The organism is Bacillus sp. FSL R7-0646 (assembly GCF_037969865.1).
Lineage (GTDB): Bacteria > Bacillota > Bacilli > Bacillales > Bacillaceae > Bacillus > Bacillus licheniformis.
This window is the reverse complement of the sequence record NZ_CP150217.1, coordinates 2064767-2084550: the sequence shown is the minus strand read 5'-3', so window position 1 is coordinate 2084550 and position 19784 is coordinate 2064767. Positions and strand designations below refer to the sequence as shown.

The following is a 19784-nucleotide window of genomic DNA, read 5'->3' as shown; positions in this document are numbered from 1 at the left end:
ACCCTTACCCTTGGTAATTTGTAAAACGAAGCTGTCTGGTGAAGCAGGCAGCTTTTTTCATTTTGATGAATTTTTCAAAACGCTTCCACGAATAATAACAGCGATATGATAAAAGCTCTCTATATTTCCAAAAGAGAACAAAATGGATGTGGTATTCGTGTCGTTATTCGTCAAAAAGTTGAGCAGAGAAAAGCGATATTTGATTTTCGCATTCAGTGTCATTCTTCTCTATGTCCTTCCGCTTTACATATTAAATGAAGACGCTCATATCCGTGTGCATGACAACCTGGATTCCAATATCGCCTGGTATAAGGTGCTGGCCGAAAGCGGGCAGCTGCTCGGCGGCGTTAAAGCCGTCATTCCGCAAATCATCAACGGGTTGCCGCGGGACGCTTACGGAACGGAATGGAGCGGCATTGTCTGGCTTCACGCCTTGTTTCCTTCGATGACCGCATATGCTTTAAGCCAGACGATCACGAGGGTGTTTGCCTTTGTCGGGATGTACCTGCTGCTGAAAAGCCATGTGATTCGCGATGAAAAGGCGTATTTCATCAGAATCGCCGTATCGCTGGCATTTGCCCTGACACCCTTTTGGCCTTCAGGAATGCTTAGTACGCTTGGTCACCCTTTGGCCTTATGGGCTTTTTTAAACATCAGGGCAGGGAACGACTCATGGAAAGAGTGGTCAACCCTTGCGCTTTTACCGCTTTACTCAAGCTTTGTGCTCGGTTTCTTCTTTTTCCTTGCCGCCGTTTCGCTGATTTGGCTTTATGATTTGGTCACAAAGCGCAGCTTTAACCTTCGCTTTCTCGGAAGTATCGCTCTTATGACAGGCATATTCCTGGCGATAGAATACCGGCTTGTTTATTCGGTTTTCGCTTCAGGCGAAACGATGCATCGCGTTGAATTTATTTCGTCCAGGCATGACATCCTTCATTCGTTTCGGTTGTCCTTTAAAAATTTCGTGCTCGGCCACAATCATGTCATGACCGTCCATACGGCAGTGATACTGCCTTTGATTGTGCTCACTTTCGGGCTCGTCGTTGCTAGACAACGCAAAAAGCGGCCAAGCGAAGAAAAGCTGTTCATCTTTTTATTCATTTTAAATTATGCGCTTTCTTTATGGTATGCCCTCTGGTTCAACAAGCTGTGGGCGCTTCCAAAGGAAAAGATCAGTCTGCTTTCGGCATTCAATTTCGCCCGTTTCCACTTTTTGCGCCCTCTTGTGATATACGCAAGCTTTGCCGTTGCATGCTACATATTGTGGAAAATGGGGAAGAGATGGCGGCGTTTTGTTCATGCCGCACTAATCGCCCAGCTGCTTGTGCTTATTCCGTTTCATGAAGAGCTGACTTACGGCGCATACCACCACGCCCCAAGCTTTCGGGAATTTTATGCATCAGATCAGTTTAAACAGATCAAACGATTCATCGGCCGTCCTACCGATTCCTACCGGGTGGCGAGCATCGGCCTGCATCCGGCGATTGCGCAGTATAACGGCTTCTACACACTTGATACGTATGCCAATATTTATCCGCTGAAATACAAGTATCAATTCCGGAAAATCATCGCCAAAGAGCTTGATAAAAATCCGGCCCTGAAGCGCTATTTCGATGAGTGGGGGAGCCGCTGCTACTTGTTTGTTGACGAGCTTGGAAAACATTACGCGTTCAAAAAGAGCACAAAGAAAAAAATCACGAACCTGGAGTTAAACACTGAAGCATTCAAAAAAATGGGGGGACAATATATTTTTTCTTCAGTTCCGATTATGAATGCAGAACAAAACAAGCTTGCGTTTTTAAAGCGGTTCAGCCACCCGCAGTCCGCTTGGAACATCTATGTATATGAAGCGAAATAAGCATCGATAAGGAGGAAGCAAATTGAATCTTCAACAGCCTTTGCTGACGATCGTCGTACCCTGTTATAACGAAGAGGACGTGTTTGCCGAAACCGCAAAACAGCTGACTGCGGTATTGGATGATCTCACAGCAGATAAACTGATTTCTTCAGAGAGCAAGCTTTTATTTGTCGATGATGGATCGACAGACCGCACATGGCCGCTGATTGCCATGGAAAGCACAAAAAACCGCTATGTGACAGGCTTGAAGCTGGCCCGTAATTCGGGACATCAAAAAGCTCTGTTAGCCGGACTCGATAAAGCAAAGCAAAAATCCGATTGCGTTATTTCAATCGATGCCGATCTTCAGGATGACATTTCGGCGATTCGCCGGTTTATCGAAAAATATCATGAAGGCTATGAAATCGTCTACGGTGTACGCCGAAGCCGCCAAACGGATACATGGTTTAAACGAACGACAGCCGGATGGTTCTACAAGATCATGAATAAGCTTGGCATCCAGCTGGTCGATAACCATGCCGACTTTCGGCTTTTAAATAAACGGGCGCTTGAGGAGCTCAGCCGCTATGCAGAAGCAAATGTTTTCCTGCGCGGTTTGGTGCCCCTGATCGGCCTTCGGTCGGCAAAAGTGTACTATGACCGAAAAGAGCGGATGGCTGGAGAAACGAAATATCCGCTGAAAAAAATGCTGTCTTTCGCTTTTCACGGGATTACGTCTTTCAGTGTCGCTCCGATCCGATTTTTTACCCTGATTGGCTTCTTCTTATTTTTCCTAAGCTGCATCGCGGGTATTTATGCAATGATTCAAAAACTGCTCGGGTATACGAATGCAGGCTGGGCTTCGCTGATCATTTCGATATGGTTTTTGGGCGGTCTGCAATTGATGGGGATCGGCATTATCGGCGAATATATCGGAACGATTTTCACCGAAGTGAAAAGAAGGCCGAGATATGCGGTGGATATCGATTTGTATACTGAACGGCTCGGCCGGCGCGAACCTGAAAAACGGCCGGAAACGAAGCTCAGCTGATGACGGATGCAACCCGAGCAGTTAACTCCAATTTTATAGTTCATTATGAATAAGGAAGGATGTACAAACTTATGGCAGAAAAACAAAACTCTGGCATGACGGTTGTTGCTATCGGGTCGATCCCGTTGATTATGACGTTGGGAAATTCGATGCTGATTCCGATTTTGCCGAAAATGAAATCCGAACTCAATTTATCGCAATTTCAAGTCAGCCTTGTCATTACAGTGTTTTCGATCACTGCAGCGCTCTTTATTCCGCTGCTCGGTTATTTGGCCGACCGCTTCTCACGGAAAGTGGTGATTATTCCGTGCCTGTTCCTTTATGGGGCAGGGGGGATTCTTGCAGGGTTTGCATCGACGACCTTTGCGAATGCCTTCCCATGGGTGCTGTTCGGGAGAGGACTGCAAGGGCTCGGGGCAGCCGGTACAGCGCCGATCGCAATGGCGCTGACAGGAGACCTTTTTAAAGGGGCCGACGAAAGCCGGGTGCTCGGTCTTGTTGAAGCCTCGAACGGCTTCGGAAAAGTGCTGTCTCCTATTTTAGGATCATTGATTGCATTAATCGCTTGGTTTTGGGTGTTCTTTGCATTTCCGGCTTTTTGTATTGCGCCGATCATTTTGACTTGGATTTTTATTAAAGAAAAAGACAAGAAAAAAGATCCGCCGCCTCTTGGAAAATATGTAAAAGGGCTGACAAGCGTTTTTAAACATGAGGGCAGATGGCTTTTCACCGCATATCTCGCAGGAGCCGTCTGTTTGTTTACTCTGTTTGGCATCCTCTTTTACTTATCCGATGTTTTGGAAAAAGAATATCATACAGACGGCGTAAAAAAAGGGCTGATTTTGGCGATCCCTCTGCTTGTGATGTGTACAACATCATATATTACGGGCAGCAAAATCGGACAAAATCAGCGGCTGATGAAAAAAATGATGGTCATCGGACTCGCTCTGATTACGGTTTCCTACGGCACACTGTCTTTTTTCTCCGCGCTCATTCCTTTTATTTCGATCCTTGTCATCAGCAGCATCGGCACAGGCTTTGTTCTGCCGTGTGTCAACAGCTTCATAACCGGGGCTGTCGGAAAAGAGAGGCGCGGCTTTGTGACATCTCTGTACGGTTCGGTCAGATTTTTAGGAGTCGCCATCGGACCGCCGATTTTCGGGAGACTGATGGAATGGTCGAAACTCGGCATGTTTATGTCCATAGCGGGCCTGACGTTGATTGTCGGTGTACTTGTGCTGACCATGATTCACGTCAAAAAGGAAGACACGACAAAAAAAGGGGACAAGGGGCTGCAGCCGGCTGACGCAAGATAGGAGGAAAGGAAAAAACATGCGCATAGAAAAGGTTGACACATTTCCGCTGTTCCACAAGCTTTCCTCCCCTTACGGCGATGCGAACGGATTGAAAAGCTACAGAACATGCTATCTGATTCGGATTACGACAGCTTCAGGTCTGACAGGATGGGGAGAATGCGCGGATTGGCTGCCTGCTTTGGATGCAGGCTTTAAAAAACGGATCATTCCTTATTTAATTGGAAAAGAAGCGAGCAATCGAACGGAGCTGGTCACTGTCATCAAAAAATGGCATCAGCGGGCCGCCTCTGCTGTAAGCATGGCTTTAACGGACATCACGGCGAAAAAAGCAGGCCTTTCGGTATGCGAATTATGGGGAGGAAAACTGCGGGAGCAGATCCCGGTATATGCGTCATTCCAATCGTATTCAGACAGGCCGGATTGGAGCCGCCATTCCCTCCGGCTTATCGAAAAGGCAGTTCGGGCCGGATTTAAGGCAGTCAAGCTGAAAGCGGGAGGCAAGATGTTTTCAGAAGACTTGGCACATATTCAGGCCTTCCAGGAGATGACAGGGCAAAGCACCGGACTGATCCTCGATGCAAACCAGAGTTATGATCAGGCCGCCGCGCGCAAGTGGGAAACGTGGTTTTCCGGCTGGCAAAACGTGCTTTGGTTTGAAGAGCCCATGCCGTTTGACGACCTAGCTGAATACCGGATGCTGCGCTCAGCGCTTTCTGTTCCGGTTGCCGGAGGAGAAAACGTAAAAGGCGCAAAGCCGTTTTTGCCGATTTTTCTGGAGAACGCAGTCGATATTGCCCAGCCCGATGTTATGCACTGTGAGGGCACGGACGAATTTCAAACCGTTCTGAAGCTCGCCAGGCATTTCGGAAAAAGGGTCTCTCCCCACAGCTATGACGGCGGACTTTCAAGAATATACGCCGCTTTCGGACAAGCCTGTTTACCGCATTGGACCAAAATGGACGGAGAAGATATCGAACCGCTTGAATGGGATGCGATGGAGAATCCGTTCGCACAAATCGTGCCCGTCAGCATAAAAGACGGCTGCATTCAAGTCCCCGACAAAATCGAAATTGATACAGAGCTCGTAGAAGCGTATGTGTGGGATGGCTCGTCTTACATCTGATCAGCGTCCACCCCGAAAAAATGTGATATTTTTCATTTCCCCTTACATATAGTAGGAAAGAGGACAAGTTACTTTAAAGGGGATTATATCCGTATGGGAAGAAAACTCAAAATCGTACATGCTATTGTGTTGGGCAGCGTGTTGCAGGGTCTCGGTATGGCGCTGTTTTTGTTTCCGAACCATATTCCTTCAGGGGGCGCAGCCGGCATCGCTGTTTTGCTCAATTTCTGGTTTCAGGTTCCGCACGGATTAACCGTCTGGGCTGTCAACTTCTCGCTCCTTTTGACGGCCGTTAAATGGCTTGAACCCGTGACAGTCTTCGGGACGATGGGGGCGATTACCATGACGTCCGTTTCGGTGCAGATCTTCGAATCCTGTATGCCGGTTATGACGACGAACAATATCTGGCTGGATTTATTTTACGGCTCCGTCCTTTTGGGAGCGGGGGTTGGACTGCTATATAAATATAATATTTCTAACGGCGGTTTTGGCGCCTTGGCTTTAATGATATCGATTTACCGCGGCGGAAAACCGGGAACTGCGCTGTTTATCATGAATGCATTCATTTTTCTTTTGACCGCGTCTGTCATCGCCTGGGGAATCGTTATCCAGGCCTTAATCTGCCAATGGATTTCTACGAGGATCATCGATGCGATTTATCAGATTCGCTTCCGGCCGTTATTGATGCCTATCGCCGGTTTCCGCAACAAAAAATAGGCCGCTATTTAAGCGAACCTAATCAAATAAATAAAATGTATCTGATCGAAGTCCCAGTCTCAGCGTTTCAAGCGGAATGGCATCTTGAAACGGAATATTAGCCAAATTGGCGTCAGGACCGATTTTTTCAATGAAACACGTCTGCAGCTGTTTTGTCGGCGCTTCAAAAATTAAATCCCCTGAAGCGATACCGGAATGAAGGATCTCCTCAATAAGCTGGGACCGCATTTCTCCATCGCTTTTGCACAGCCCGCTCGTGCCGCTTTCCCTCGTTTCCGTGATTACTTTCTCGGCTCCGGCTTCAAGATCTTCGAGGATATAATCGATCCATTCGGCTGACTCCAGCTCGCTGCTGAGGGTGCTGTCTTTGCTGCCGACTTCGCTGAACACGTGAAATTCTTTCGAAAAGTCGGAAATAAAGCTTGCTTTATCTTTATTAGAGAGACGGACCGTTCCGTTTGATATTTCGACATAACGGCATCCATATAATTTGCAGTAGCGGTAGTAATCTTCAATTTTATCCTGGCTTAAAAACTTCTCAAACAACGTTCCCCCAAAAAAGAATTGAACGTCATTCTGCCTAAGACTATCGATTTTTTCCTCCAAATATTTCGTAATCAAAGACGTTCCCCATCCAAATTTCACAAAATCTATATAATCTGCCGCTCCGTGAATCGTATCTTTAAAAAAGCTCAAGGGAACCCCGTTATCGATCAGGATGGTGATCCCTTTCTTTCTTGGTTTAAGCTGCCTGTCGGGCAGTATCAGTTCAGAAGAAATCATTGATTACCCCTCACAATCTACTGTATCTTTCTTGCTTTCAGGTAAATGTCTGTTGGCCATTATTCAGCTGTCACGATAAGAATTCACTTTCCCCGTTTATCGTTTTTCTCATTCATGTGTTGCCGTTCGGCAAGGAGTGATCTTCGCCCACCTCCCCATTAGGCAGCATGTTAGCCCCTTATCGCCTGACTTGCTTATCACTAGGTATCTATCCATTTTGTGAAGTCAAAGTAAGTATATTCGCCGTCCTTTCATATGGTTCCTCACTTGTTCTCCATGACAGATTGCGAAATACTTGCTTAACATCTGATAATATTTCGGTATATCAAATTGGGCTCTATTAATTTAGGTCCACAAGCAGAGAATATGATTGATTTCGATCTTGCGCATCTGGTCTTTCGGATATTCACAAAATTGCTGAAATAATAACATTTTCCAGATCACATTTAGTCTAAAAAGTGAATAATCTGCCTATATGTTCTTTTAGTTCATGTTTCGTATCAGAGGATAAGAAAACAAACCTTTAGGACGTATTGGGGGAAAATCGATGAACGATGTTTTAACGTATAGCACATGGGATGAAAAAGCTTCTGAAGAGGTGATGGATACTTTCAGCGGCGAGATGGACGTTTTGAAATGGGCGTACAGCACGTATCAAAAAATCGTTTACGCCTGCAGCTTCGGCGCGGAAGGAATCGTTTTGATCGACTTGATTTCAAAGGTTGTGAAAGAAGCGGACATCGTGTTTTTAGATACAGGACTGCATTTTCCGGAAACATATGAGCTGATCAATGAAGTGAAAGATCGCTATCCCGGTCTGTCGATCCACTTTTTAAAACCCGGCCTCTCACTTGAAGAGCAGGAAAAACGCTATGGCAGCGAACTTTGGAAGCGCCAGCCGGACCAGTGCTGCCGCCTTCGCAAAATCGAGCCGCTCAGGGAGCATCTGTCAGGCATGGAAGCCTGGATTACCGGGCTGAGGCGGGAGCAGTCGGAAACACGGAAACATGTCCGATATATCAACAAGGACGACAATTTTAAACTGATTAAAATCTGCCCCCTTATTCACTGGACATGGGAGGATGTCTGGACTTACATTAAGCTGAATCAGCTGACGTATCACAAGCTTCATGATCAAGATTATCCGAGCATCGGCTGTGAGGTGTGTACGCTTCCCGTGACAGACAGCGGCAATTTAAGAGCGGGAAGGTGGGCCCACCAGGAAAAAACAGAATGCGGGCTGCATCAATTCCGGTAGGAGCTGGGTAAAAAATGACGATTACAATTTTGGCATTCATTATCGCTTTGTTTTTTGCCATGAACATAGGAGCGAGCGGAGCAGCAGCGTCGATGGGAATAGCATATGGCGCAGGCGCCGTCAGGAAAAGGCAGGCGGCCTTGTGGATCAGCGGAATTGGCGTATTTCTGGGCGCCATGATAGGCGGAGGAGAGGTTGTGAAAACAATCGGTTCAGGCATCATTCCCGCGTCTATTCTCAATGTGCATATTGTCGTGATTATCCTTGGATCATCCGCGATTTCGCTGTTTATCGCGAACATCGCCGGGATTCCTCTTTCAACCAGCGAGGTGACGGTCGGCTCGATTGTCGGGGTCGGCGTCGCGTTTCAGGCGGTATTTACCGATAAGCTTTTGGTGATCGTCATGTATTGGCTGATCATTCCGATTGCCGCATTTTTTCTCGCTTTTTTAATTGGACAATTGCTGAAAAAGACTGAGGCGAAGCTGCGGTGGCTCAAACAGCAAAAATGGGCGCGGCTGCTTACTGCGCTGGTGATTTTAACCGGGTTTTTAGAAGCTTTTTCGGCGGGAATGAACAATGTCGCCAATTCCGTTGGACCTCTCGTTGGAGCAGGCCTCTTGTCAGTCGGCAGCGGAACGTTTCTTGGAGGGCTGTTCGTGGCTATCGGGGCCATTTGCCTTGGAAGCCGAGTCATTGAGACGAACGGAAAAAAAATCACCGAGTTTTCGCTTTTGCAAGGGTCCTGTGTTTCAGGGCTCGGTGCGTCCCTGGTCATCGGCGCTTCGCTATTCGGCATTCCCGTGCCGCAAACTCAGATTACGACTTGCAGCATCATCGGGATCGGCCTTTCTGAAAAGGGAAGGGCAATTTTTCGTAAAAGCGTCATTTTGAAGTTAATGAAAGTATGGGTTGTGTCACCGGTTTTTTCACTTGTCATTTCCTACAGTCTCGTGAAAATCTTTCTCGATTTTGATTTATATTCAGTGGCAGTTGTTTTATGTGTTTTTCTTGCCACTTTAGGATCTATAAGCCTTATGAAACATGCCAGGCAGAAACAATCAGATGTCCGAAGAAATAGGGATCATGTGAAATCAATCGTTGGAGGGAGGGGACGTAAAAGAGAACCTGCCGCATGGAGGGACTTTTAGTTAACCTGGCCGCCTGTTTTGGATGATATGGAGCTAAAGCGCTGCCGAACTGCCCGGAATCAAATACAAGTCTGTCAATGCAGTGCACCTTTTCAACAGTGCATCACATCGGGAAAAGGCGCCCGTGCAGCTGTATCTGTTTCATTGCCGGAAGTGATCGTGCAGAAGCCGAGAGCGGTTACGGCACTTAACAGCCGTTTGACCGAAGAAGAGCTCGGCTGACGCCGCTCTTTTTTGACGATTGTTTTGGCTGATCCCCGACGTTTCAGAGGATCATCAGTCGGTCCATTTCTCAGGAAAAGTATTCCTCTGGTTTAAACTGCATCCCGATTGTTAACAATGAGGAGAGAGATTCGGGAGGGAACCTTGATGGAATATGTACACTTGGTAGTCGAACTGACGATAGGGTTTGCAGCATTGTTTCTGATGACGAAAATTCTGGGAAAAACCCAATTTGCCCAAATTACGCCGTTTGATTTTATTTCGGCTTTAATATTGGGCGAGATGGTTGGAAACGCGATTTTCGATGAGGATGTCACCATCTGGAAAATCCTTTTCGCCATCCTCATTTGGGCCGTTCTAATCTATTCAATAGAAGTTTTATCGCAAAAAGTGCAAAACATCAGAGGTTTTCTCGAAGGCAGGCCGAGCATTGTCATCAATAAAGGAAAAATCGATTACAACGCCCTTAAAAAGAACAAATTGGACCTGAACCAGCTGCAGACATTGGCACGTGAAAAAGGCTGTTTTTCCTTACACGAGATCCAATACGCCATCTTGGAAACAGACGGTTCGATCAGCGTCCTCCCAAAACACAAATACGGGATGCCGACAAAAGATGACTTAAACATTCCTTACAAACCGGTTCAGCTCCCGGTGCCGGTAATCCTCGACGGCCAGCTCGAAAAGAACAATCTGCACGAAGCCGGATTTGATGAGCTTTGGCTGCAAAATCAATTATCAAGTCAGGGTATCACTCAGTATCAAGAGGTGCTGTATGCGGAATGGCGCGGTGATGAGGGGCAGCTTTACATCACAACATATTGATGTTGGCAGGCGCGGGTTCGACAAGCTTCGAACCCGCGCTTTTTCAATTGCATTCACAAGGCTCGAGGAACATACTTTTTTACCGGTCCGAAAGGCTGTTGATCTCCAAAAAATTCCGTTAAATCATTCAAACGGCCTTCAAATGGCCGGATGACAAACGACAAAAGGTGCACATGAAGATGAAGAATCTGCCTTCAGCCTCCTTTTCTTTTCCTTTTTTCTTCAAAAATCTCCATTTTTCACATGCTCTGCGCCGTCCAAGCAAAACACGCAAACTTGACATAATGATCTAAAGTGTTAATATACTAACCGTGTTCGAAAAATACGAACAGAAATGCGAACAAAGGGAGATGTTAAAGATCTTTAATCAAAAAAACGTAGCTTTTATAGGGGCGGGATCAATGGCAGAGGGAATGATCTCAGGCATCGTTCAATCCAAAAAACTGCCTGCTTCGCAAATCTATGTTACAAACCACACGAACCACCGGCGTTTAGAAGAACTCCAGCAGAAATATGGAATACAAGGCGTCAAAAAAGAACAACTTGACTATCAGAACATCGATTGCTTCATCCTGGCGATGAAGCCGAAAGATGCAGAGGGCGCTCTTAATTCCATGAAACCGCATATCAAACCCCATCAGCTTATCGTGTCAGTTTTAGCTGGCATATCAATATCATTTATTGAAAACACGCTGCACGACATGCAGCCGGTCATCAGAATCATGCCTAATACCTCAAGTGCAATCGGCGCATCTGCAACCGCCATGGCCGAAGGAAGCCATGTAACGGCCGATCTGTCAAAAACCGCGAAACAACTGCTTCAATGCATGGGAGAAGTCTATTCCATCGAAGAAAGCAAAATGGACATTTTCACTGGCATTGCCGGCAGCGGGCCTGCTTACTTTTATTATTTAATGGAGCACATCGAAAAAGCGGGAGCCGAGGCTGGATTAAGCCAAAAATTAACAAGGGAAATCGGCGCGCAGACATTGTTAGGCGCCGCCAAAATGCTGTTGGAAAGCCCTGAGGATACAGCTGTTCTCAAAGACAACATCACTTCCCCTAACGGTACGACTGCCGCCGGTTTAAAGGCCTTGGAAGAAAGCGGCGGAGGCGAAGCGATCGAACAGGCGGTCAAACAAGCCGCAAAACGATCCAAAACGATCAGTCTCGAACTGGAACAATTAGTCGCAGCAAAGTAAATGCCCGTAACGAAGAAAAATACTACAGGAGTGATAAAATGACCTCTAATCAACAGAGGGTAGTTGTCAAAGTGGGAAGCAGTTCTTTAACAAGTCTTCACGGCGAAATCAGCAGCAAAAAGCTCGAAAAGCTCGTTGAGCAGATTGTCCGCCTCAAAGATGAAGGACACGAAGTCCTCCTTGTTTCATCTGGCGCTGTAGCAGCCGGTTACCGGAAGCTCGGCTTTATCAACAGGCCGGATACATTGCCTGAAAAACAAGCATCCGCTTCTGTCGGCCAAGGCTTATTAATCGAAGCGTATTCCAAGCTTTTTTTATCCCACGGCTATATCGCTTCACAAATTTTAATCACAAAAAGCGATTTTTCAGATGAAAAACGGTACAACAATGTGAGAAATACGATGAACGTGCTGCTGAAACGCGGCATTATTCCGATCATCAACGAAAATGATACGGTTACCGTCAATCGGCTCAAATTCGGAGACAATGACACGCTTTCTGCTAAAGTGGCGGGTCTGATCGACGCCGACCTGCTGACCATCCTCTCTGATATAGACGGCCTTTATGACGCGAATCCGCGAAAAACGCCGGACGCCGCACTCGTCCAGGAAGTAACTGAAATCACGCCGGAAATAGAAGCTTCAGCAGGGGATGCAGGAAGCGAAGTCGGAACCGGCGGCATGAAGTCCAAACTGGACGCTTTTAAAATTACAATGGCTTCAGGCATCAAAGGGTTTTTAGGGCGCGCGGACACCCCCGGCATTTTGCACGAAGCGATCTGCGGGACTGCGAGGGGAACGTATTTTATACCGAATGCGGATTCACACGCCCTCAACCATAAAAAGCAATGGATAGCATTTAACTCTGGACCTGAAGGAGACATCGTCGTCCACAACGAAAGCAAAGAGTTTATTATCGACCGTAAAAAAAGCCTGTATCCTTCTAGTATTTACGACATCAACGGCCGTTTCAGCAACGGATCCGTCGTTCGAATCCTTGATCAGGAAGGAGAGGAAATCGGCCTCGGCGTCGTCAACTTTTCCTCATCCCAGCTTCGTAAATGGAAGAAGGATACGAATCAGGAAACAGCCGCTTCCTCACAGGCTGTCGTTGACAGAGAAGCGTTTGTCTGTCATTTAGAGCTATCCGTTCCGCTTTAAAAAACAAATCAAAGGAGGAATTGACATGACTGCGACGAGCGAGAGCATCAGTGCACAAATCGAAGAAAAAGCGATAAAGGCAAAAACGGCCGCAAAATCTTTGCGGCTGGCAACTGAAAAAGAAAAGAACGAGGCGCTTGCTGCATTGGCCGACCACCTGAAACAAAACATGAGCTATATTCTCACTGAAAATGCCAAAGATATCGAAGCGGGACGAAAAAAAGGCTATGATGCAGCCTACATCGACCGCCTGTCGCTCAATGAAGACAGGGTTCTGGATTTTGCCGATGGGCTGCTGGAAGTCGCGGAACTTGATGATCCGGTCGGAGAAACGCTATCAAGCTGGACGCTCGACAACGGGTTAAAAGCGGAAAAAGTCAGCGTTCCTCTCGGCGTCATCGGCATGATCTATGAAGCGCGTCCGAACGTAACTGTCGATGCGACCGGGCTTGCTCTAAAATCAGGCAATGCGATCGTTTTGAAAGGCGGCTCTTCCGCCATTCATTCGAATACAGCGATCGTATCGGTCATGCATCAAGCGCTTGATTCGACAAACATCCCCCGCGATGCCGTTCAATTCATCGAAAGCACAGACCGAAGCGCAACGAAGCAGCTCTTTAAGATGAAAGAACATATCGATGTACTCATCCCCCGGGGAGGCGGGGCCCTCATTCAGGAAGTCGTTGAGAACGCAACCGTTCCGGTCCTTGAAACGGGAGTCGGCAACTGCCACATCTATATTGACCGGGAAGCGGACCCTGAAAAAGCGATCGATGTCATGATCAATGCGAAAACAGACCGCCCCGCCGTCTGCAATGCACTTGAAACGCTGATCGTCCACGAAAAATGGCTTGAGGAAAACAGCGCCGCGCTTATCAATGCTTTAAACGAACACGGGATTCAAGTTCACGGGGACGAAAAGGCTGTTCAAATGATTCCAGGCGCAAGACCAGCAGGGGAAGCCGATTGGCAGAACGAATATTTAAGCCTTGATCTCGCGGTTAAAGTCGCAGGAAGTCTTGAAGAAGCCTGCGATCATATCGAAACATACGGAACAAAGCATTCAGAAGCGATTATCACCGAAAATCCGGAAACAGCCAAAGCTTTTCTGAATACCGTTGATGCTGCAGCATTGTACCACAATGCCTCAACCAGGTTCACCGACGGCGGCGCACTCGGATTCGGCGCTGAAATCGGAATTTCTACACAGAAGCTTCACGCCCGCGGACCTATGGGTCTGAAAGAATTGACCACATGCAAATATATCATGAGAGGCGACGGCCATATCAGAAGATAAATAAAGAGACCTGTACTGAAACTGCACCTGGTTTGTCAGACACCATCTGACAATCCGGAGGTGCAGTTTTTTTCGGCTGAATTTACATCCTCATAAAACATGCAGGCGCAGAATTTTTTTACCAGGCACCTTTCAAACTCCTCCCTTTACATCCTTTCAATCACATTACATAATGATCTATGATATAAGAGTCAGAAGGAGAGTGTGCGTTATGCAAATCCCATCCGGAAAAACCTGCGTTCCGACCGGTGTGGAACTTAAAGACACCGGCTTTGGCTATACGTTGTCATTGATAAGCGGCAAATATAAAATAGTCATTCTATATTGGCTGTCTGAACGCGAAGTGATGCGGCATAATGAATTGAAGCGAAGCATCGGCACCATTTCCTTCAAAACGCTAAGCATCATGTTAAAAGAGCTGGAAGCAGACGGCCTTATCATTCGCAGAGAATTTCCCCAAATCCCCCCAAAGGTTGAGTATTCATTATCTGAACGCGGACGCTCCATCGTGCCTTTGTTAAATATGATGTGTGAGTGGGGGGAGAAAAACAGGCTGGGCTGACAGCCTGTTTCAGCCCGAATGATTTTCAGCAAAACCCCTTGCTACATATGATCAATAAAATGCAAATAATCTCGTGCGCTTTTCTCCAATTCTCCTGCTCCCGGCTCATTTTCTTCTTCCTCGTTTCCGCCAGGCTCTTTTTCCTTGCCGTAAAATGCAAAAAATGAACGATAATCTGCGCGGCAATACCGGAATGTCGTTTCAAATGGAACTAATATTTGTTCAAGCGTATACCGGTACCTTCCGTTTTCACGATAATCTTCCTCTTTAATTCCGGCGGATACACCTAATGCCACTTTACGATTGTTTAATCGATCTCCTCCATTTGAACCATAAGCCCAGCCGTAAGCTAATACATCATCAAGCCATTTTTTAAGAAGAGGCGGACAGTTAAACCAATAGATAGGGAATTGCAAAACAAGATTGCCGTGCGATTCCACCAATTTTTGTTCTTTTTCCGCGTCTATGTTTCCATCCGGGTAAACGTCGGACAATTCGTGAACCGTATACTTTTCCGGATATTTTTTGAGTTCCTCTACCCAGCGCTTATGAACCACTGATGTTTCTAAATTTGGGTGTGCAACGATAACTAGCGTTTTCAAAGATTTGCCCTCCTTCAGCATGTTTTCATCTTGAGTATAAAGTTCACACTGCCAATTTGTAAGTATGCACTTTTAGTTCAGGTACTTACATAAAGGTAAGTACCTGTTGGCGATCAAACATGCAATTTACCTGTCCAAAATCCTCTGGCATGAAAAATGCACTTTTTTAATATAATGTTACAAAGCTCTGCTGCCTAAGGAATTTGACGATCCAAAAAGGGGGGCACTTTATGAATTTTGAACTAACCAGAGAACAGCAAATGATTCGTGAACTCGCAAGAGATTTTGCGAAACAGGAAATTGCACCGCACGCCGAACATGTTGACAGGACGGGAGAATTTCCGATTGAGACATTTAAAAAAATGGGGGAGCTCGGCCTCTTGGGGATTCCGTTTCCTGAAAGCTACGGCGGTTCAGGCGGAGATACGATTTCCTATGCACTTAGCGTCGAAGAAATCGGCAAAGCGTGCGGAAGCACCGGTCTTAGCTATGCTGCGGCTGTATCGCTCGGGGCTGCGCCGATTTATTATTTCGGCACTGAAGAACAAAAACAAGAATATCTCGTCCCGCTTGCGACGGGCCGGGCGCTCGGAGCATTTGGGCTGACCGAACCGAATGCAGGTTCCGATGCGGGCGGCACCCGGACAAAAGCCCGCTCGGAAGGGGACAGCTATGTGATCAGCGGTGAGAAATGCTGGATCACAAATGCAGGATTTGCCAGGACCGTCATCGTCACCGCCGTCACCGGAATAGATGACAACGGAAAAAACATCATTTCCGCCATCATCGTTCCGACAGATTCGGAGGGCTTCACCATTAAAAGCGAATATGACAAAATGGGTGTCCGCGGCTCCAATACATCACAGCTCATATTGGACAATGTCCGCGTACCAAAACAAAATCTATTGGGAAGCCCGGAAAAAGGGTTTAAACAATTTCTCAATACACTTGACGGCGGCAGAATTTCGATCGCAGCGCTGGCTGTCGGTATTGCCCAAGGCGCATTTGAGGCGGCGCTCACATACGCGCGCGAACGAAAACAATTCGGCCGACCGATCTCTTATTTCCAGGCGATTCAGTTCAAGCTTGCCGACATGGCCATGGAAATTGAGCTCGCCCGCAATATGGTGCTGAAGGCCGCCTGGCTGAAAGATCAAGGACGTCCGTTTACAAAAGAAGCGGCTTTTGCCAAGCTTTATGCCTCAGAAATGGCGTTCAGGACATGCAATCAGTCCATTCAAATACACGGAGGATACGGGTATATGAAAGAGTATGGAGTGGAGCGCATGCTGCGGGACGCAAAATTAATGGAAATCGGTGAAGGCACTTCAGAAATTCAACGGCTCGTCATCGCAAGGCAGCTCGGCATCGGCAAACAAGCGCTGAAATGAAAACGCTTTCTATCGGAAGGGAGGGACAACGTTGGCAGAGCTGCTCCATTTGACAATTGGAAAGTTATTGGAGAAAACCGCGGCAGACGCCCCTGATCACGAGGCTGTCGTCTATCCGGACCGCGGCCTGCGTTATACGTACCGGGAATTTGACCAGTTGTGCAGAAAAGTCGCAAAAGGACTGATGGCGCTCGGTATTGATAAAGGTGAACATGTCGCAATTTGGGCTTCCAATACTCCGGAATGGCTCACCGCCCAGTTTGCTTCGGCAAAAGCGGGTGCTGTACTAGTCACAGCCAACACGAACTATCAATTATCAGAGCTTGAATATGTGCTGAAACAGTCAGATGCCACAACACTCATTTTAATGGAATCATACCGGGGCACTTCCTACATTGATATCCTTTGCAAACTGATTCCTGAATTAAAGGAGGGCGAACCGGGCAGGCTTGCATCTGAAAGACTGCCTTTCTTAAAAAATATTATTTTGCTGGGGGATCAAAGGCATCCCGGCATGTACCTATGGGATGATTTATTAAAGCTCTCAGGGTCAGTAAGCGAAAAAGCGCTTGATCGCAGGATGGAACGGCTCAAAGAGCATGATGTCATTAATATGCAATATACATCAGGTACGACAGGCTTTCCGAAAGGCGTGATGCTCACCCATTCCAATTTGGCAAACAATGCGGCAAATATTGCGGAATGCATGAATTTATCGAAAAAAGACAGAATGTGCATCCCCGTTCCGTTTTTCCACTGCTTCGGCTGTGTACTGGGGACTCTCGCTTGCGTCACCGCCGGCGCGACGATGGTGCCGGTACAAGAATTCAGTCCGAAAGAAGTGCTTTCAGCCGTCGAAACGGAAAAATGCACGGCGCTTCACGGTGTACCGACCATGTTCATCGCCGAACTGAATGATCCAGATTTCGCATCATATGACCTGTCTTCTTTAAGAACGGGCATCATGGCCGGTTCAAACTGTCCGATCGAAGTCATGAAAAAAGTGATCGATAACATGGGGATGTCTGAAATAACGATTGCATACGGACAGACGGAAGCCTCACCGGTCATTACCCAGACTAGGGTCAACGATTCGCTCAAAAGAAGGGTCGAAACCGTAGGGCGCGCTTTGCCGAATGTAGAAGTCAAAATAACTGAACCGGGTACGAACCGGGAGGTTGAAAGAGGCGTTCAAGGCGAGCTGTGCACACGCGGCTACCATGTTATGAAAGGCTACTACAAAAATCCTGAGGCCACGGCAGCGGTCATCGATGAGGATGGATTTTTGCATACGGGAGATTTAGCCGTAATGGATGAAGAAGGCTACTGCCGGATTACCGGGAGATTAAAAGACATGATCATCAGAGGCGGTGAAAACATATATCCGCGGGAAATAGAAGAGTTTTTATACAAGCATCCCGACATTCTCGACGTCCAAATTGTCGGAGTGCCTGACGAAACATTCGGCGAAGAGGTATCGGCCTGGATCAAACTGAAAAGCGGAGCATCGATGACGGCTGACGAATTAAAAGAATACTGCAAAGGCAAAATCGCCCGCTATAAGATTCCGCGCTATATCGCATTTGTAGAAGAGTTCCCGATGACGGCATCAGGGAAAGTGCAAAAATTCAAGTTAAGGGAGCAGGCGCTTGAGCATTTTCAATTGTAATTTTCTCTTTCAAGCGCGACTAACATAAAAGGAGGGACCTTTTTGTTTAAGAAAGTACTGATTGCCAACCGGGGAGAAATCGCCCTCCGGATCATCCGAACTTGTCAACGGCTCGGTATTCAGACGGCTGCTGTCTACTCTGAAGCGGATGCGGAGTCCCTGCATGTCAAAGCTGCGGATGAAGCCTGGCTGATCGGCAAACCGCGGGTCAGTGAAAGCTATTTAAATATTGAAAAAATCATCGAAACCGCTAAAAAAGCGGGGGTCTGTGCCATTCATCCGGGATACGGCCTGCTTTCCGAGAACAGCCGTTTTGCCGAAAGGTGCCTCAAGGAGAATATTACGTTTATCGGTCCGCCGCCTGACGTTATCGCCAAAATGGGAAGCAAAATTGAAGCAAGACAAGCGATGGAACAAGCCGGGGTTCCCGTCGTTCCCGGCGTGACAAAAAGCTTGTCCGGTCTGAATGAAGCCCGGGCTCTTGCCGAATCCATCGGCTATCCCGTGATGCTCAAGGCTTCTTTTGGGGGCGGCGGCATCGGAATGCAGCTGATCCGCAATGAAAGCGAATTAGAAAAAGCATATGAAGGCAACCAAAAACGAGCCGCCGATTTTTTCGGAGACGGGGCTATGTACATCGAGAAATATATCGAACAGGCAAGACATATCGAGATTCAGATTTTAACAGACAAATACGAAAATGCCGTCTATCTTTGGGAGCGGGACTGTTCGATTCAGAGACGCCAGCAAAAAATCATCGAAGAAGCACCTGCTCCGTTATTCGATGAAACCATGCGCACAAAGCTCGGTGAAGCGGCCGTGAAAGCTGCGCTGTCGATCGGCTATGTCAACGCCGGGACAATCGAGTTTTTAGTAGACAAGGAGAATCATTTTTATTTTCTTGAGATGAATACCCGCCTGCAAGTCGAACACCCGGTGACAGAGGAAATTACAGGGCTTGACCTTGTCGAAGAACAGCTCAATATCGCAGCGGGAAAACCGCTTTCCCATAAGCAGAAAGACATTCGGCGGGACGGACATGCGATCGAAGTCAGAATCTGTGCCGAAGATCCGAAAACATTTTTCCCTTCGCCGGGGCGGATTACCGACCTTAAGCTGCCTGAGCAACCGAATGTCCGTCATGAATGCGCAGCAGCCCCGGGTATGACTATCACCCCGTATTACGACCCGATGATTGCCAAGATGATCGTCAAAGGAAGCAGCAGAGAAGAAGCCATCTGCACATTGGCCGAAGCGCTTTCACAATATCAAGTGAAAGGCATTAAAACGAACATTCCGCTCCTTGAAGACATTGTAAGTTCTGACGAATTCCGAAAAGGCGGGGTCCAAACCGATTTTATCAGTCGCTATCAGTCAAAATGAAATCAAGGAGGCGTACTATGAATACTGTTGTCACCAATATGGCAGGAAACGTGTGGAAAATATTAGTGAAAGCGGGGGACAAAATCGAAAAGGGGCAGGAAGTCGCCATTTTAGAATCGATGAAGATGGAGATTCCGATTGTCGCCGAAACGGCCGGAACAGTCAAAACCGTCAGAAAGAACGAAGGTGATTTTGCCGATGAAGGGGATGTCTTATTGGAGCTTCAATAAGGTCT

At 47.1% G+C, this 19784-nt stretch carries 19 protein-coding genes; 17 read left to right on the top strand and 2 right to left on the bottom strand.

Going from position 1 to position 19784, the window contains the following annotated elements; translation table 11 throughout:
- The first annotated feature begins 142 nt into the window (after nt 1–142).
- From MKY62_RS10665 to MKY62_RS10645, 5 genes are all read left to right on the top strand, one after another.
- Nucleotides 143–1858: a DUF6044 family protein gene (locus MKY62_RS10665; RefSeq protein ID WP_003182485.1), complete on the top strand. Its 1716-nt coding sequence runs from the start codon at nt 143–145 to the stop codon at nt 1856–1858.
- A 22-nt stretch (nt 1859–1880) separates the two neighbouring features.
- Nucleotides 1881–2888 (top strand): glycosyltransferase family 2 protein, encoded by a 1008-nt coding sequence (locus MKY62_RS10660; RefSeq protein ID WP_003182484.1) that lies wholly within the window; start codon nt 1881–1883, stop codon nt 2886–2888.
- Nucleotides 2889–2947: 59 nt separating this feature from the next.
- Nucleotides 2948–4204: an MFS transporter gene (locus MKY62_RS10655; RefSeq protein WP_170865380.1), complete on the top strand. Its 1257-nt coding sequence runs from the start codon at nt 2948–2950 to the stop codon at nt 4202–4204.
- A 16-nt stretch (nt 4205–4220) separates the two neighbouring features.
- Nucleotides 4221–5327, top strand: a complete 1107-nt coding sequence (locus MKY62_RS10650; RefSeq protein WP_003182481.1) for a mandelate racemase/muconate lactonizing enzyme family protein — start codon at nt 4221–4223, stop codon at nt 5325–5327.
- 93 nt (nt 5328–5420) lie between these two features.
- Nucleotides 5421–6044, top strand: a complete 624-nt coding sequence (locus tag MKY62_RS10645) for a YitT family protein (RefSeq protein WP_003182478.1) — start codon at nt 5421–5423, stop codon at nt 6042–6044.
- Between the two features lie 18 nt (nt 6045–6062).
- Here MKY62_RS10645 and MKY62_RS10640 read toward each other — a convergent pair whose 3' ends face one another.
- Nucleotides 6063–6827, bottom strand: coding sequence for a phosphosulfolactate synthase (locus tag MKY62_RS10640; RefSeq protein WP_003182476.1), 765 nt, complete (start codon nt 6825–6827; stop codon nt 6063–6065).
- 547 nt (nt 6828–7374) lie between these two features.
- Here MKY62_RS10640 and MKY62_RS10635 point away from each other — a divergent pair.
- The 8 genes from MKY62_RS10635 to MKY62_RS10600 all read left to right on the top strand — a co-directional run bounded on the left by MKY62_RS10635 (nt 7375) and on the right by MKY62_RS10600 (nt 14504).
- Nucleotides 7375–8085 (top strand): phosphoadenylyl-sulfate reductase, encoded by a 711-nt coding sequence (locus MKY62_RS10635; protein ID WP_003182474.1) that lies wholly within the window; start codon nt 7375–7377, stop codon nt 8083–8085.
- 14 nt (nt 8086–8099) lie between these two features.
- Nucleotides 8100–9236 carry an inorganic phosphate transporter gene (locus MKY62_RS10630; RefSeq protein WP_003182473.1) on the top strand — a complete coding sequence of 379 codons (1137 nt, stop codon included), beginning with the start codon at nt 8100–8102 and terminating at the stop codon, nt 9234–9236.
- Between the two features lie 27 nt (nt 9237–9263).
- Nucleotides 9264–9458, top strand: coding sequence for a hypothetical protein (locus MKY62_RS10625; RefSeq protein WP_223307097.1), 195 nt, complete (start codon nt 9264–9266; stop codon nt 9456–9458).
- 147 nt (nt 9459–9605) lie between these two features.
- On the top strand, nt 9606–10283 hold the full coding sequence (locus MKY62_RS10620) for a DUF421 domain-containing protein (protein WP_003182471.1): 678 nt from the start codon (nt 9606–9608) through the stop codon (nt 10281–10283).
- A 350-nt stretch (nt 10284–10633) separates the two neighbouring features.
- Nucleotides 10634–11485: a pyrroline-5-carboxylate reductase gene (proC, locus tag MKY62_RS10615; protein ID WP_011201664.1), complete on the top strand. Its 852-nt coding sequence runs from the start codon at nt 10634–10636 to the stop codon at nt 11483–11485.
- 38 nt (nt 11486–11523) lie between these two features.
- Nucleotides 11524–12645 (top strand): glutamate 5-kinase, encoded by a 1122-nt coding sequence (gene proB, locus MKY62_RS10610; RefSeq protein WP_003182466.1) that lies wholly within the window; start codon nt 11524–11526, stop codon nt 12643–12645.
- Nucleotides 12646–12670: 25 nt separating this feature from the next.
- Nucleotides 12671–13942: a glutamate-5-semialdehyde dehydrogenase gene (locus tag MKY62_RS10605; protein ID WP_003182464.1), complete on the top strand. Its 1272-nt coding sequence runs from the start codon at nt 12671–12673 to the stop codon at nt 13940–13942.
- 211 nt (nt 13943–14153) lie between these two features.
- Nucleotides 14154–14504, top strand: coding sequence for a helix-turn-helix domain-containing protein (locus MKY62_RS10600; protein WP_003182462.1), 351 nt, complete (start codon nt 14154–14156; stop codon nt 14502–14504).
- 41 nt (nt 14505–14545) lie between these two features.
- Here MKY62_RS10600 and MKY62_RS10595 read toward each other — a convergent pair whose 3' ends face one another.
- Nucleotides 14546–15106: an NAD(P)H-dependent oxidoreductase gene (locus tag MKY62_RS10595; protein ID WP_003182460.1), complete on the bottom strand. Its 561-nt coding sequence runs from the start codon at nt 15104–15106 to the stop codon at nt 14546–14548.
- 230 nt (nt 15107–15336) lie between these two features.
- On the opposite strand from MKY62_RS10595, the gene MKY62_RS10590 reads away from it, so the two are divergent.
- From MKY62_RS10590 to MKY62_RS10575, 4 genes are read left to right on the top strand one after another with little or no spacing between them, the layout of a single operon-like run.
- On the top strand, nt 15337–16497 hold the full coding sequence (locus MKY62_RS10590) for an acyl-CoA dehydrogenase family protein (RefSeq protein WP_009328128.1): 1161 nt from the start codon (nt 15337–15339) through the stop codon (nt 16495–16497).
- Nucleotides 16498–16528: 31 nt separating this feature from the next.
- On the top strand, nt 16529–18166 hold the full coding sequence (locus MKY62_RS10585; protein ID WP_003182456.1) for an AMP-binding protein: 1638 nt from the start codon (nt 16529–16531) through the stop codon (nt 18164–18166).
- Nucleotides 18167–18208: 42 nt separating this feature from the next.
- A complete protein-coding gene (locus MKY62_RS10580) occupies nt 18209–19549 on the top strand; it encodes an acetyl-CoA carboxylase biotin carboxylase subunit (protein WP_003182454.1) in 1341 nt (446 codons plus the stop codon).
- A 17-nt stretch (nt 19550–19566) separates the two neighbouring features.
- On the top strand, nt 19567–19779 hold the full coding sequence (locus tag MKY62_RS10575; RefSeq protein ID WP_003182452.1) for an acetyl-CoA carboxylase biotin carboxyl carrier protein subunit: 213 nt from the start codon (nt 19567–19569) through the stop codon (nt 19777–19779).
- Nucleotides 19780–19784: the final 5 nt, after the last annotated feature.

What these genes read in the sequence shown, in the direction of transcription:
- MKY62_RS10590 (WP_009328128.1), top strand. Translation starts at nt 15,337, where the DNA reads ATGAATTTTGAACTAACCAGAGAACAGCAAATGATTCGTGAACTCGCA.
- MKY62_RS10575 (WP_003182452.1), top strand. Translation starts at nt 19,567, where the DNA reads ATGAATACTGTTGTCACCAATATGGCAGGAAACGTGTGGAAAATATTA.
- MKY62_RS10635 (WP_003182474.1), top strand. Translation starts at nt 7,375, where the DNA reads ATGAACGATGTTTTAACGTATAGCACATGGGATGAAAAAGCTTCTGAA.
- MKY62_RS10630 (WP_003182473.1), top strand. Translation starts at nt 8,100, where the DNA reads ATGACGATTACAATTTTGGCATTCATTATCGCTTTGTTTTTTGCCATG.
- MKY62_RS10620 (WP_003182471.1), top strand. Translation starts at nt 9,606, where the DNA reads ATGGAATATGTACACTTGGTAGTCGAACTGACGATAGGGTTTGCAGCA.
- MKY62_RS10625 (WP_223307097.1), top strand. Translation starts at nt 9,264, where the DNA reads ATGGAGCTAAAGCGCTGCCGAACTGCCCGGAATCAAATACAAGTCTGT.
- MKY62_RS10640 (WP_003182476.1), bottom strand. Translation starts at nt 6,827, where the DNA reads ATGATTTCTTCTGAACTGATACTGCCCGACAGGCAGCTTAAACCAAGA.
- MKY62_RS10665 (WP_003182485.1), top strand. Translation starts at nt 143, where the DNA reads ATGGATGTGGTATTCGTGTCGTTATTCGTCAAAAAGTTGAGCAGAGAA.
- MKY62_RS10650 (WP_003182481.1), top strand. Translation starts at nt 4,221, where the DNA reads ATGCGCATAGAAAAGGTTGACACATTTCCGCTGTTCCACAAGCTTTCC.
- proC (WP_011201664.1), top strand. Translation starts at nt 10,634, where the DNA reads ATGTTAAAGATCTTTAATCAAAAAAACGTAGCTTTTATAGGGGCGGGA.
- MKY62_RS10655 (WP_170865380.1), top strand. Translation starts at nt 2,948, where the DNA reads ATGTACAAACTTATGGCAGAAAAACAAAACTCTGGCATGACGGTTGTT.
- MKY62_RS10600 (WP_003182462.1), top strand. Translation starts at nt 14,154, where the DNA reads ATGCAAATCCCATCCGGAAAAACCTGCGTTCCGACCGGTGTGGAACTT.
- MKY62_RS10645 (WP_003182478.1), top strand. Translation starts at nt 5,421, where the DNA reads ATGGGAAGAAAACTCAAAATCGTACATGCTATTGTGTTGGGCAGCGTG.
- MKY62_RS10605 (WP_003182464.1), top strand. Translation starts at nt 12,671, where the DNA reads ATGACTGCGACGAGCGAGAGCATCAGTGCACAAATCGAAGAAAAAGCG.
- proB (WP_003182466.1), top strand. Translation starts at nt 11,524, where the DNA reads ATGACCTCTAATCAACAGAGGGTAGTTGTCAAAGTGGGAAGCAGTTCT.